This is a genomic window from Pseudomonas fuscovaginae SE-1, from assembly GCF_000364705.1.
GTDB lineage: Bacteria > Pseudomonadota > Gammaproteobacteria > Pseudomonadales > Pseudomonadaceae > Aquipseudomonas > Aquipseudomonas fuscovaginae_A.
In genome coordinates, this window is the sequence record NZ_AQOH01000322.1 from 32,899 (window position 1) to 45,986 (window position 13,088).

13 protein-coding genes are annotated in these 13,088 nt (G+C 63.9%); 7 read left to right on the forward strand and 6 right to left on the reverse strand.

Annotated elements, in window-relative coordinates; translation table 11 throughout:
- Positions 1-49: 49 nt before the first annotated feature.
- From K675_RS0125905 to K675_RS0125920, 4 genes are all read left to right on the forward strand, one after another.
- Complete coding sequence (locus tag K675_RS0125905) at positions 50-568, forward strand: ankyrin repeat domain-containing protein (RefSeq protein ID WP_017906372.1); 519 nt, start codon at positions 50-52, stop codon at positions 566-568.
- Between the two features lie 93 nt (positions 569-661).
- Positions 662-1,192 carry a hypothetical protein gene (locus tag K675_RS0125910; protein WP_017906373.1) on the forward strand — a complete coding sequence of 177 codons (531 nt, stop codon included), beginning with the start codon at positions 662-664 and terminating at the stop codon, positions 1,190-1,192.
- Positions 1,193-1,268: 76 nt separating this feature from the next.
- Entirely contained in the window at positions 1,269-1,460 is a 192-nt protein-coding gene (locus tag K675_RS0125915) for a PLDc N-terminal domain-containing protein (protein ID WP_010449788.1), read from the forward strand.
- Between the two features lie 341 nt (positions 1,461-1,801).
- Positions 1,802-3,883, forward strand: coding sequence for an LTA synthase family protein (locus tag K675_RS0125920; RefSeq protein WP_026145546.1), 2,082 nt, complete (start codon positions 1,802-1,804; stop codon positions 3,881-3,883).
- 76 nt (positions 3,884-3,959) lie between these two features.
- Here the strand turns inward: K675_RS0125920 and K675_RS32575 are convergent, their stop codons facing one another.
- Positions 3,960-4,112, reverse strand: a complete 153-nt coding sequence (locus K675_RS32575) for a DUF3309 family protein (RefSeq protein ID WP_017906375.1) — start codon at positions 4,110-4,112, stop codon at positions 3,960-3,962.
- Between the two features lie 49 nt (positions 4,113-4,161).
- Positions 4,162-4,419: a hypothetical protein gene (locus K675_RS33215; protein WP_157383995.1), complete on the reverse strand. Its 258-nt coding sequence runs from the start codon at positions 4,417-4,419 to the stop codon at positions 4,162-4,164.
- A gap of 13 nt (positions 4,420-4,432) precedes the next feature.
- On the opposite strand from K675_RS33215, the gene K675_RS0125930 reads away from it, so the two are divergent.
- Complete coding sequence (locus K675_RS0125930) at positions 4,433-5,248, forward strand: SDR family oxidoreductase (protein WP_017906376.1); 816 nt, start codon at positions 4,433-4,435, stop codon at positions 5,246-5,248.
- Between the two features lie 185 nt (positions 5,249-5,433).
- Positions 5,434-5,631, forward strand: a complete 198-nt coding sequence (gene csrA / locus K675_RS0125935) for a carbon storage regulator CsrA (protein ID WP_017906377.1) — start codon at positions 5,434-5,436, stop codon at positions 5,629-5,631.
- 10 nt (positions 5,632-5,641) lie between these two features.
- Here csrA and K675_RS0125940 read toward each other — a convergent pair whose 3' ends face one another.
- The 4 genes from K675_RS0125940 to K675_RS0125955 all read right to left on the reverse strand — a co-directional run bounded on the left by K675_RS0125940 (position 5,642) and on the right by K675_RS0125955 (position 10,826).
- A complete protein-coding gene (locus K675_RS0125940) occupies positions 5,642-5,869 on the reverse strand; it encodes a YheU family protein (protein ID WP_017906378.1) in 228 nt (75 codons plus the stop codon).
- An 86-nt stretch (positions 5,870-5,955) separates the two neighbouring features.
- Positions 5,956-7,149 (reverse strand): osmoprotectant NAGGN system M42 family peptidase, encoded by a 1,194-nt coding sequence (locus tag K675_RS0125945; RefSeq protein ID WP_017906379.1) that lies wholly within the window; start codon positions 7,147-7,149, stop codon positions 5,956-5,958.
- Between the two features lie 154 nt (positions 7,150-7,303).
- Entirely contained in the window at positions 7,304-9,049 is a 1,746-nt protein-coding gene (gene ngg / locus K675_RS0125950) for an N-acetylglutaminylglutamine synthetase (protein WP_017906380.1), read from the reverse strand.
- A gap of 4 nt (positions 9,050-9,053) precedes the next feature.
- Complete coding sequence (locus K675_RS0125955; RefSeq protein ID WP_026145547.1) at positions 9,054-10,826, reverse strand: N-acetylglutaminylglutamine amidotransferase; 1,773 nt, start codon at positions 10,824-10,826, stop codon at positions 9,054-9,056.
- A 272-nt stretch (positions 10,827-11,098) separates the two neighbouring features.
- Between K675_RS0125955 and K675_RS0125965 the strand changes: the two genes are divergently transcribed.
- A partial coding sequence (locus K675_RS0125965; RefSeq protein WP_017906384.1) for a dermonecrotic toxin domain-containing protein occupies positions 11,099-13,088 on the forward strand: 1,990 nt, incomplete at its 3' end.

Sequence of the window (13,088 nt, forward strand, 5' to 3'; positions counted from 1 at the left end):
CTGGCTCCATAGATGAGTCGTTTCCCGTTCAGCCACAGGGAGTTCCGAGATGTCCGATCAAGCCCGACAAATGACCGAAGAAGAAGCCGCCGAATTTGCCGAACAGGTATTCGATGTGGCGCGCAAGGGCGATGCCGCGATGCTGGCCGCGCTGCTGAGCAGCGGCCTGCCAGTCAACCTGCGCAATCACAAGGGCGACACCCTGCTGATGCTCGCCAGCTACCATGGTCATGTCGATGCGGTGCGGGTGCTGCTCGAACACAAGGCCGATCCGGAAATCCGCAATGCCAACGGCCAGAGTCCGATTGCCGGGGCCGCCTTCAAGGGCGACCTGCCGATGGTCAGGCTGTTGATCGAAGGCGGGGCGCAGGTCGAAGGGGCTTCGGCCGATGGGCGCACGGCCTTGATGATGGCGGCGATGTTCAACCGTACCGCGATCGTCGAGTACCTGTTGAGCCAGGGGGCCGATCCCCAGGCCACGGATGCCAATGGTGTCACGGCGTTGGCGGCCGCGCTGACCATGGGCGCAACGGACACGGCCGCACAGTTGCAGCAGCTCGGTGGCTGAGCTTGTCGACGCGGTGCAGGTCTTGTACCTGCGCGGCGCCGGTATTTGCGCTATCCTTCGCGCCCCCGAACAGCCCCAGGTCGCAGCGTCCCCATGAAAACCGCCCTTATCGAACTCATCACCAAAATCAGTTCCGGCTGCATGGGCGAAGCCGAGATCCTGCAGATCGCCAGCGAGGCCGCCGAGGCCTATGCGGACGAGGCCGGTTTCCTGGCGGCCAACCCGGACATCAACTACGACGACAGCTTCCCGATCCCCCTGGGGGAGTGGGTGGTGGTCGGCAGCCTGCCGGAGACCGTATTGTTCCAGGCGGATACTTACATGGATCTGTTCGCCCAGATCGTCGCGTCCTTTGGCAAGGACGTGCCGTTCAACATCAAGCCCAGGCAACTGGCCAAGGTCGAGGCACTGACGGCGCTGAACCGCATCCAGATCCAGCTTTCAAGCATGAACCCGGAAATGGGCGGCTACGTGCTGCTGAACTTCAGCCAACTGCTGGATGATGAGTTGCAGGCGGTGCTGGTCTACGGCAACGACCTGCCGCGGGTGCTGGAGTTGTGCGAGCAGGTCGGCATCGCCGCCGCGCCGTCCCTGGAAGCCTTGCGGGTCGCGCTGCACGTCTGAGGCAGGCATTGGACGGAACCCTGGTCGTGGCCGACTATCCTAGTAGTGCCAGTCCTCATCATTCGGGAGCAGCACCATGGGTTCGACTTTCAATGGCCTCGTTGGCCTGATCATCCTGGCTCTGGATATCTGGGCCATTCTCAACGTCCTGAAAAGCGGTGCCGAAACCGGGATGAAAATCCTCTGGGTGCTGCTGATCGCCCTGCTGCCGGTACTGGGGCTGATCATCTGGGCGATCGCCGGGCCACGGGGGAACGTGCGGATCTAGCGGCCTGGGTGGCGGTCGGGCGTTGCCTGCCGGAGTGGCGCAGCGTGCTTCGGCAGGTCGTTCGTTTTTGTGTGTCAAAAACAGGCATCCAACGAAATTTTCACATTCCGTCTACGACAATTCCTTCGCTTGACTCAGCTCTCTCATACCGCAGTCCGTTGTTCTAAAACGGTTTTTTTCTTGGCGAGAGCGAATTTCAACGGTTAATGACGATACATGGGTGGTAAACCACCGATGATCGTGCAACATTTGCCGGCTTCGCGCCCCTCTCGCGCCACATGGAGGGCCGGGCGCCGCTGAACCCGACTTCTCAACCTGAATCCAACGAGTCTCCAATCGACATGGCAAACCCGGACGCCCTGAGCACGCAGCGCTCCTCAACGCGCCTGCCGCAACCGTCAGTCAAGTCTCACCTGGCTTACACGCTGTTGTGCGCATTGATCATGATGGTGATGTTCACCCTGTTGCGGGTGGCATTGCTGGTCTACAACCGCGAGATGATCCTGGATACCCCGGCTTCCACTTTCCTCGAGGCGTTCGGTAACGGCCTGCGTTTCGATATCAGGATCGTGGTCTATCTCTGCATTCCGTTGACGCTGGCGTTCCTCAGCGCCAGGGTCATGGCCGCGCGTGGCCTGTTCCGCTTCTGGCTGACGGTGACTTCGAGCCTGGCGCTGTTCTTCGGCCTGATGGAGATGGATTTCTACCGCGAGTTCCACCAGCGTCTCAATGGCCTGGTGTTCCAGTACGTGAAGGAAGATCCGAAAACCGTGATGAGCATGCTCTGGTACGGTTTCCCGGTGGTCCGCTACCTGCTGGCCTGGGCCGTGGGTACCGTGGTGTTGAGCCTGCTGTTCCGTGGTGCCGACCGGATCACCCGTCCCCGTACCGGCTTCACCGCGGGCACCGGCAGCCGTGCCGTCGCCCCCTGGTATGCGCGGGCCGTACTGTTCGTGGTGCTGCTGCTGATCTGCGTCGTCGCCGCTCGCGGCACTCTGCGCCAGGGGCCTCCACTGCGCTGGGGCGATGCCTACACCACCGATTCGAACTTCGCCAACCAGCTCGGTCTCAACGGTACGCTGACGCTGATCTCGGCGGCTCAGAGTCGTCTGTCCGATGATCGCGACAACATCTGGAAAGCCACCCTGCAACAGCCACTGGCCCAACAGACCGTGCGCGACATGCTGCTGACCGTCAATGACAAGCTGGTCGACAGCGATATCGCCGCGATCCGCCGCGACACCCTGCCTCCGACGCAGAACACCCTGCCGATCAAGAACGTGGTGGTGATCCTGATGGAAAGCTTCGCCGGTCACTCGGTAGGCGCTCTCGGCCGTCCCGGAAACATCACCCCGTACTTCGACAAGCTGTCGAAGGAAGGCCTGCTGTTCGAGCGGTTCTTCTCCAACGGCACCCACACCCACCAGGGCATGTTCGCCACCATGGCGTGCTTCCCGAACCTGCCCGGTTTCGAGTACCTGATGCAGACGCCGGAAGGCAGCCACAAGCTGTCGGGCCTGCCGCAACTGCTCAGCGCTCGTCAGTATGACGACGTGTACGTCTACAACGGCGATTTCGCCTGGGACAACCAGTCGGGCTTCTTCGGCAGCCAGGGCATGACCACCTTCATTGGCCGCAACGACTTCGTCAATCCGGTGTTCTCCGACCCGACCTGGGGTGTCTCCGACCAGGACATGTTCAATCGCAGCCTGGAAGAATTGAAAGCCCGTGAGGCGAGCGGCAAGCCGTTCTACGCGTTGCTGCAGACCCTGTCCAACCACACCCCGTACGCACTGCCGACGCCCCTGCCGGTGGAGCGTGTCACCGATCGTGGCACGCTCAACGAGCACCTGACGGCCATGCGCTACTCCGACTGGGCTCTGGGCCAGTTCTTCGAGAAGGCCCGCCAGGAGCCTTACTTCAAGGACACCCTGTTCGTGGTGGTCGGTGATCATGGCTTCGGCAACGAGGAGCAGATCACCGAAATGGACCTGGGGCGCTTCAACGTGCCGCTGTTGCTGATCGGCCCGGGCATCCAGGAGAAGTTCGGTGCACGCCGTGACACTGTCGGTACCCAGATCGATATCGTCCCGACCATCATGGGCCGCCTGGGTGGCGAGTTCCGCCAGCAGTGCTGGGGGCGTGACCTGCTCAACCTGCCGGAAGGCGACCACGGTATCGGCATGATCAAGCCGTCGGGCAGCGAGCCGACCGTGGCGCTGGTGACCGGCGATCGTGTGCTGGTGCAGCCCAAGGATGTGCCGGCGCGTCTGTGGAGCTACCACCTGGGTGCCATGCCAGGTGGCGAATTGCTGCCGAACTCGCCGGACGAAGCCGAGCTCAAGCAGAAACTCGGCTCCTTCATCCAGACCGCGACCAAGAGCCTGCTGGATAACACCGCGGGCGTGGCACCGACCAAGTAACATCCTCCCGGTCATGCCCGCAGTATGAAAAACGCCCCGAAACTTCGGGGCGTTTTTCATACTGCGGGCGCTGGCCTCATATCCTGCCGAGCAGAACCAGAATCAACAGAATCACCAGTACGGTGCCGATGACGCCCGATGGGCCGTAGCCCCAACTTCTGGAATGCGGGAACACCGGCAGGCCGCCGATCAGCAATAGAATCAGGATGACAATCAGAATAGTAGCCATGGTGTTTTCCTTGTTGGTTGTCCCGTCAGTACACGATTCGTTTCATCATTCAAATAACGAACCGGTTTAAATTTCCGACTGGCACGTCGCAGGGAAAATTCAGTTTTTTATTCAGGTATTTTTTTCCGTCATCGATTGCCCTCGCTCCATTGTCGCCGATGCACTTTCGGCGGTTCTCCCGTGGAGCTTGCAGCGCCCCCGGAAGTTGTCCTCGGGCGCGACTTTGCCTCCAGTATTCAGCAATCTGATGGTGCATGGGCCGTTGATATTCCTTCGCTACACTGCGGATCACTTCTTCCGAACGCACAAGGCATCCTCCTATGCAAAATCGCATCATGATCACTGGCGCAGGCTCCGGCCTGGGTCGCGAAATCGCCCTGCGTTGGGCGCGTGAGGGCTGGCGGTTGGCCTTGTCCGATGTCAGCGAAGCCGGTTTGCAGGAAACCCTCGCACGGGTGCGCGAGGCGGGCGGCGACGGCTTCACCCGGCGTTGCGATGTGCGTGACTACAGCCAGTTGACCGCCCTGGCCCAGGCCTGCGAGGACAACTTCGGCGGCATCGACGTGATCGTCAACAATGCCGGCGTGGCCTCCGGGGGCTTCTTCAGCGAACTGTCCCTGGAGGACTGGGAGTGGCAGATCGCCATCAACCTGATGGGCGTGGTCAAGGGGTGCAAGGCGTTCCTGCCGCTGCTGGAGCAGAGCAAGGGTCGGATCATCAACATTGCGTCCATGGCCGCCCTGATGCAGGGCCCGGCCATGAGCAACTACAACGTCGCCAAGGCCGGCGTGGTGGCTCTGTCCGAGAGCCTGCTGGTGGAACTGGCGCAGGAGGAAATCGGCGTTCACGTGGTCTGCCCGTCGTTTTTCCAGACCAATCTGCTGGACTCCTTCCGCGGCCCGACACCGGCCATGAAAGCCCAGGTCGGCAAGCTGCTGGAGAGTTCGCCGATCACCGCCAGCGACATCGCCGACTACATCTACCAGCGTGTCGCCGAGGGTGAGTTCCTGATTCTGCCCCATGAGCAGGGCCGCATGGCCTGGGCCCTGAAGCAGAAGAACCCGCAGTTGCTCTATGACGAAATGACCGTCATGGCCAATAAGATGCGGGCCAAGGCCAGGCAGTCCAGCCAGTAGCCGGGCGGGGCGCCCCGCTCGGGCATCGCTGTTGCGAAAAGTCTGATGGGGCGCAGTATGAAATCTGATTCTGTAGGGCGAATCGGCCGTGTCGGTAAGGGCGGGCTGATTTGCCGCTGCTGCATTGAAGGCGCCTGACCGGCCGGGCAGTCTTGGTCACTCATAAACCCTTGAGGATGAGTGCCATGCTTGTATTGAGCCGTGTCGTGGGCGAGAAGATTTCCATCGGCGACAACATCACCGTGCGGATTCTCGCGGTCAATGGCAATCACGTGCGTTTTGGCGTGGAGGCGCCGAAGAACGTCAATGTCCATCGTGCCGAGATCTACCGCCGGATCCTGACGAAGGTCGAGTCCGTCCGTGATCCGGTGGCGCAGAGCTAGTGTTGCCGTTTCAGTCGAAGAATTCCTTGGGCACCGCGTGTTTGGGCAGCAGTTGGCACTGCTGGCTTTCCAGGTCGAAGAAGATCACCGCCTGGCCCTTGCTCAAGGCCTGCCGGACCCGCAGCACACGGGTTTCCTGGGGCGTGTCGTCGCCGTTGTCGGTGCCGTCGCGGCTGACGAAATCCTCGATCAGCCGGGTCAGGGTATCGGGTTCGAGTTGGTCATGGGGAATCAGCATGGAAGGCTCTCTTCGGGAATCGGCGTGATCCTACTGCGACTGGCCGGGCACGGCTACCGGTAATCAGCCGGCAGCCGCGTCTGCCCTCAGTCGAGCGGGTTGCGCTGGCCGATCAGGCTGTCCACCGTGGGCACCCGCGTGTCGCTTTCCATCTGGGTTTCGTGTTCCAGTTGCCGGCTGAAGCGGTCGAGGGAGCCGCTGGCCGGTTGCGCATCGCTGGCGAATACCGGCGGGCTGAGCAGGTAGGCGCCGAGCAGGCGGCTCAAGGCCGCCAGGCTGTCGATATGGGTGCGTTCATAACCGTGGGTGGCATCGCAGCCGAAGGCCAGCAGCGCCATGCGACTGTCGTGCCCGGCGGTCGCCGCCGAATGGGCATCGCTGAAGTAGTAGCGGAACAGGTCGCGGCGCACCGGCAGGTCGTGGGCTGCCGCCAGGTTCAGCAGGTGGCGTGACAGGTGGTAGTCGTAGGGGCCGCCGGAGTCCTGCATCGCCACGCTCACCGCATGTTCGTTCGAGTGCTGGCCGGGCGCGACCGGTGCGATATCGATGCCGACGAACTCGCTGACATCCCAGGGCAGGGCCGCCGCCGCACCGCTGCCGATCTCCTCGGTGATGGTGAACAGCGGGTGGCAGTCGATCAGCGGTTGCGCGCCGCTTTCGACGATCGCCTTGAGGGCGGTGAGCAGGGCCGCGACACCGGCCTTGTCGTCCAGGTGCCGGGCGCTGATGTGGCCGCTCTCGGTGAACTCCGGCAGGGGGTCGAAGGCGACGAAGTCACCGATGCCGATACCCAGCGCGTCGCAATCGGCGCGGGTCGCGCAATAGGCATCCAGGCGCAGTTCGACGTGATCCCAACTGACCGGCAGTTCATCCACGGCGGTGTTGAAGGCGTGCCCGGAGGCCATCAGCGGCAGCACGCTGCCACGGATCACCCCGGTGTCGGTGAACAGGCTGACCCGGCTGCCCTCGGCGAAGCGGCTGGACCAGCAGCCGACCGGCGCCAGGCTCAGCCGGCCATTGTCCTTGATCGCCCGCACGGCGGCGCCGATGGTGTCCAGGTGGGCCGACACGGCGCGGTCGGGGCTGCTCTGGCGACCCTTGAGGGTGGCGCGGATGGTGCCGCGACGGGTCAGCTCGAAGGGAATGCCGAGTTCTTCGAGGCGTTCGGCGACATACCGCACGATGGTATCGGTGAAACCGGTCGGGCTGGGGATGGCAAGCATTTCCAGCAGCACCCGTTGCAGGTAGTCGAGGTCGGGATGGGGGAGTGGGGTGGTCATGGCTACTCCTGTCAGTTGTGTGCAGCACTGCTCTGCCGTGGGAGCCGGCTTGCTGGCGATTGCAAGCCTACAGTCGACATCCCTGTTGACTGATCCATCGCGATCGCCAGCAAGCCGGCTCCCACGGCAATCAGTTGCCGCGGGGGCGTGGCGGTTACTGCATGGGCTGGCTATGGGGAAACAGCAGGTCGATGAACCGCTCCGCCGTTGGCTGCGGTTCGTGGTTGGCCAGCCCGCAACGCTCGTTGGCCTCGATGAACACGTATTCCGGCCGGTCCGCCGCAGGAACCATGAGGTCCAGCCCGACCACCGGGATATCCAGTGCCCGCGCCGCGCGTACGGCGGCCTCGGCCAATTCCGGGTGGAGGATGGCCGTCACGTCCTCCAGGCTGCCGCCCGTGTGCAGGTTGGCGGTGCGCCGCACCGCCAGTTGCTCGCCCCTGGGTAACACGGTGTTGTAGTCATACCCGGCGGCATGCAGGGTGCGCTGGGTTTCCGCGTCGAGGGGAATCCGGCTTTCGCCGCCGGTAGCGGCCTGGCGTCGGCGGCTCTGGGCCTCGATCAGGGCGCCGATACTGTGCTGGCCGTCGCCGACCACCTGGGCCGGGTGGCGCAGCGCGGCGGCCACCACCTGGAAGCCGATCACCACGATGCGCAGATCCAGTCCCTCGTGGAAACTCTCCAGCAGCACCCGGCTGTCAAAGGCGCGGGCGGCCTTGATCGCTTGCTCGACTTCCTCGGCACTGCGCAGGTCCACCGCCACCCCCTGGCCCTGCTCGCCGTCCAGGGGTTTGACGACGATGCGCCCGTGGGCGTGCAGGAAGGCCAGGTTGTCCTCGGGGCTCGCCGCTCGCTGTTGATGGGGCACGTTCAGACCTGCCTCGCGGAGCACCCGGTGGGTCAGGCTCTTGTCCTGGCACAGGCTCATGCTGATGGCGCTGGTCAGGTCGGTCAGCGATTCCCGGCAGCGTACCCGGCGCCCGCCATGGCTGAGGGTGAACAGGCCGGCGGCGGCATCGTCGACCTGCACGTCGATTCCGCGCCGATGGGCTTCCTCCACCAGGATTCGGGCGTAGGGATTGAAGTCGGCTTCCGGCCCCGGGCCGAGGAACAGCGGCTGGTTGATACCGTTTTTGCGTTTGATCGCAAAGGTGCTGAGGGTGCGGAAGCCGAGCTTGGCGTAGAGACTCTTGGCCTGGCGATTGTCATGCAGCACCGACAGGTCGAGGTGGCTCAGGCCGCGGCTCATGAAGTGTTCGACCAGGTGCCGCACCAAGACCTCGCCGACCCCCGGCCGGCTGCAGTGCGGGTCGACCGCCAGACACCAGAGGCTGCTGCCGTGCTCCGGATCGTGGAACGCCTTGCGATGGTTGAGGCCCATGACGCTGCCGATCAGGGCGCCGCTGTCCTCGTCTTCCGCCAGCCAGTACACCGGCCCGCCTTCGTGGCGTGGGGTCAGCAGGTCGGGGTCGATCGGCAGCATACCGCGGGCCAGATACAACTGGTTGATCGCCTGCCAGTCCTCGGGGCTCTGGGCCCGGCGAATACGGAAGCCGCGAAACACCCGGGTAGCCGGGCGGTAATCGCTGAACCACAGGCGCAGGGTATCCGACGGGTCCAGGAACAGTTGCTGCGGCGCTTGGGCCAGCACCTGCTGTGGCGCGGCCACATACAGGGCGATATCGCGTTCGCCGGATTGCTCGTTGAGCAGTTCTTCGGCCAGCACGGCCGGGTCGGCGAAGGTGTGACCGACCAGCAGCCGGCCCCAGCCGCAGTGCACGGCCACCGGTTCCGGGGCCGGTTCGTTGCCATCCTCGGCCAGGCGGGCCTGCAGGCGTTCGTAGGACGGCGGCTGGCCGCGCAACAGGCGTTGGCTGTAGGTGGTGGCGTGAGCTTTCATCCGATCAGATACCTTGTTCGCTGAGCCACAGGTTCAGGGCCGCCAACTGCCACAGCTTGGAGCCGCGCAGCGGAGTCAGCTGACCCTGTGGGTCGGTCAGCAGGCGGTCGAGCATCGCCGGGTTGAACAGGCCGCGGTCCTGGCTCGGGTCGAGCAGCAGTTCGCGGACCCACGCCAGCGTGTCGCCCTCCAGGTGCTTGAGGCCGGGGACCGGGAAGTAGCCCTTCTTGCGGTCGATGACTTCACTGGGGATGACCAGGCGAGCGGCTTCCTTGAGCACCTGCTTGCCGCCGTCCGGCAGCTTGAAGCGGGCCGGAATGCGGGCCGACAGTTCCACCAGGCGGTAGTCGAGGAATGGCGTGCGGGCTTCCAGGCCCCAGGCCATGGTCATGTTGTCGACGCGCTTGACCGGGTCGTCCACCAGCATCACGGTACTGTCCAGGCGCAGCGCCTTGTCCACCGCGGCCGTGGCGCCGGGGCGGGCGAAATGCTCGCGAACGAAGTCGCCCGCCGCATCCTCGGCGAGCAACCAGGCCGGCTGCACGGTGGCGGCATAGTCGTCGTAGCTGCGGTCGAAGAAGGCTTCGCGGTAGGCTGCCCAGGGATCGGCGGCACCGTCCACCTGGGGGTACCAGTGGTAGCCGGCGAACAGCTCGTCGGCACCCTGGCCGCTCTGCACCACCTTGCAATGTTTGGCCACTTCCCGCGACAGCAGGTAGAAGGCGATGCAGTCGTGGCTGACCATCGGCTCGCTCATCGCGCGGAATGCCGCCGGCAGTTGCTCGATGATTTCCCGTTCGTCGATTCGCAACTGGTGGTGACGGGTGTCGTAATGACGGGCGATCAGGTCGGAGTACTGGAACTCGTCGCCGCGCTCGCCACCGGCGTCCTGGAAACCGATGGAGAAGGTCGACAACTGCTCGACCCCGGCTTCGCGCAACAGTCCGACCAGCAGGCTCGAATCCACGCCGCCCGACAGCAGCACGCCGACATCCACCGCTGCCCGTTGGCGGATCGCCACCGCCTCGCGTGTGCTGGCGAGTACCCGGTCGCGCCAGTCCTCCAGGCCCAGGTCGAGTTCATCGGCCGCTGGACTATAGTTCAGCGACCACCAGGTCTGCTGTTCGCGCTGGCCATTGGCGTCGATGCGCAGCCAGGTCGCCGGTGGCAGTTTCTCGATGCCCGCCAGCAGCGTGCGCGGGGCTGGCACCACGGCATGGAAATTCAGGTAGTGGTTGAGGGCGACCGGGTCGAGCAGCGGGTTGATGTCGCCACCTTGCAGCAGCGCCGGCAGGCTCGAGGCGAAGCGCAGGCGCTGGGCCTCGTGTGACAGGTACAGCGGCTTGACCCCGAGACGGTCGCGGGCGATGAACAGGCGTTGCGCATCGCGCTCCCAGATCGCCAGGGCGAACATGCCGTTGAGCTTGGGCAGCAGGGCCTCGCGCCAGGCATGGTAGCCCTTGAGCAGCACTTCGGTGTCGCCACCGGAGTAGAAGGTGTAGCCGAGCCGCTCCAGTTCCCGGCGCAGTTCGGGGAAGTTGTAGACAGCCCCGTTGAAGGTCAGGGACAGGCCCAGGTCGGGGTCGATCATCGGCTGCGCCGAGGCATCCGACAGGTCCATGATTTTCAGTCGACGATGGCCGAGGGCAATCGGCCCCTGGCTATGGAAGCCCCAGGCATCGGGGCCGCGTGGGGCCATGTGGTGGGTGATCCGCTCAAGGGCGGCCAGGTCCGCGGGGTGTCGATCGAAACGTAGTTCTCCAGCAATTCCGCACATAAGTCCTTACCGGTTATCCGTTGGGGAGGGTGACCCTGAAACTGACTCGCCGGGGCCGGTGGAGTTTTATATCAATCCGTTATAAGAAATCCCGCTGGACAAGACCCGAGGCCTGGAGCCGCTGCCATGGGGCCTCGTGCAAAGGGGTGCCAGCGGGTTATGGGAAAGCCCTGAATTCCTGATGCAACAGGCTGATAAACAACAGGTTTTTGAGATTTTCCAGGGCGTCGTGATTGATACCTTCAAGGCTCATGGATAAAAGGAGTCTTGAAATGTCAGCCGTTAAACTGCCCGTGCCACCCGGGCTGGACGAGTTCAGTGAAAATGAGGAGGTGATCCGGGCCAATGCCCCCGACTGGTTGTTGTTGGCGCCCCCGGAAAGCATCGCGCAACTGCGCGATTACATGCTCAGTAGCCAGTTGTTCAAGGATGAGGTGTGGTCACGGCTCAAGGATCTGAAGCCGGTGCGTGAATTCTGCGAGCCGTTGCTCGAACGCTCCCTGCGCGAACGCTTCGGCGCGGGGTTGGATCTGGAAAAGGACATGTTGGTCGTCGCCGATCGCTGGCCTGAATTTCCCTCGCCCTTCGGTGCCCCCGTTACCTTTCCGATGACCTTCACCCAGCACGGCCTGCTGGATGCCGCGCTGCAGAACTTCGCGGCGAACGAGCAGTTTCCGCCGCAAACCTATATGCGTTTTTCCGGCACCCCGAAGCCGGGTTTCACCCCGCGGGCCTTCATGGACCTGGTGCGTGAACTGGACCTCGGCGGTCGCTATCAGCAGCACCTGTGCCAAGTCTTTCACCTGCCTCTCGAGGCCGGGCAGGCACCGGGCATTGAAGCGGCCGCAATCGAATTCGCCATGCAGCGGCAAGGCAAGGCGGACATGCTGGTGGATGCCAGCATCGCCCGGATGAAGAAGGACATCGACGCTACATCCCATGCACAGCTTTGCCGGCTGATCGAGTCGAATGTCGCGGTTGCCGACGATGGTTCGCGGATACAGGTCAACGAACTGCGGATGCTCGGTGTGACGCTGTCGCGGGTGCGCGTGTTCACGCTGTATGCCGGGCAGCCAGAGGCGGATCGTGGATTGCTGGTGCACATCCCCAACGATCCGCTCAGCCCCTTCAAGTTCTACCCCTCGCTGGAAATCTTTCGCGCCGAGTTGTGCGGGCGTCTCTGGGAGCCCTTCTACGAGGCGTTCTTCAGTGGCCTGGTCGGTCAGCACGAGCTGACGGCGTTTCTTTCGACGTTGCGTCTGAGCCTGACCCGGGACTCGCTGAGGGCCGAAGCCTCGCTGAACCGGCAGGCCGACTTGCAGTTGCGGCTGCTGCCGTCGAGCGACGAGCTGTTTTCCCTGCTCCATCGACAACACTTGCTGCGCCTGCAGGAGGATGCCCGCGCCGTGGCCGTACCGACCGAGGATGTCGACCAGGACGCTCGCAACGCCCGTTACCAGGCCAGGCTGGGGCTGGGCATGACCCTGCTGAACCTGGCCGCCTTCGCCAACCCCTGGCTGGGGCTGCTGATGATGGGGGTGTCGGTCGGGCAAATGCTGGCGGAAGTCTACGAAGGCTATCAGGACTGGCGACGGGGTGATCATGACGAGGCCATCGCCCACATGATGTCGGTGGCCGAGGACATGGCGACGATGATCGCCCTGGGCGCGGCCATTCATGTGGGCGGCCAGTTCGTCAAGGGTCTGTTCCGTCGACAATCGGCGTTCTTCGACGATCTGGTGCCGGTGCGCTCGAGCGATGGGCGCTACCGGCTCTGGCAGGCCAACCTGGAACCCTATGCCCACGATGAGTCGTTGCTGGTCGGTCAGGAGCCGGATCACCAGGGGTTCTACCCGGACAGGGCCAATGACGGGCATCGTTACCTGGATATCGCCGGCCGGCCTTATCGGGCCTATCGGGATGAGGTCGCTGACGCCTGGCGCCTGCGTCATCGCAGTCGGCCGTCGGCCTACGGGCCGCTGCTGGAACACAACGGCGCGGGGGCCTGGCGCCTGGCTCATGAATGGCCCCTGGGCTGGCAGGATCCGGCCCACCTGTTGCGTCGCCTGGGGCCCGAGGCCGCTTGGCTGGAGGACACGGATATCGAGCGGGTCCTGGCGATTCACCGGATCGATGCGCCGTTATTGCGTCGCCTGCACATGAACCGGCAGGAAATCCCGGCGACCCTGCTCGATTCGATCCGGCGTTTTCGCCTGGACCGCGAGCTCGGCTGGCTGGCCGGTGCCGCCGATGCTCCGCCGA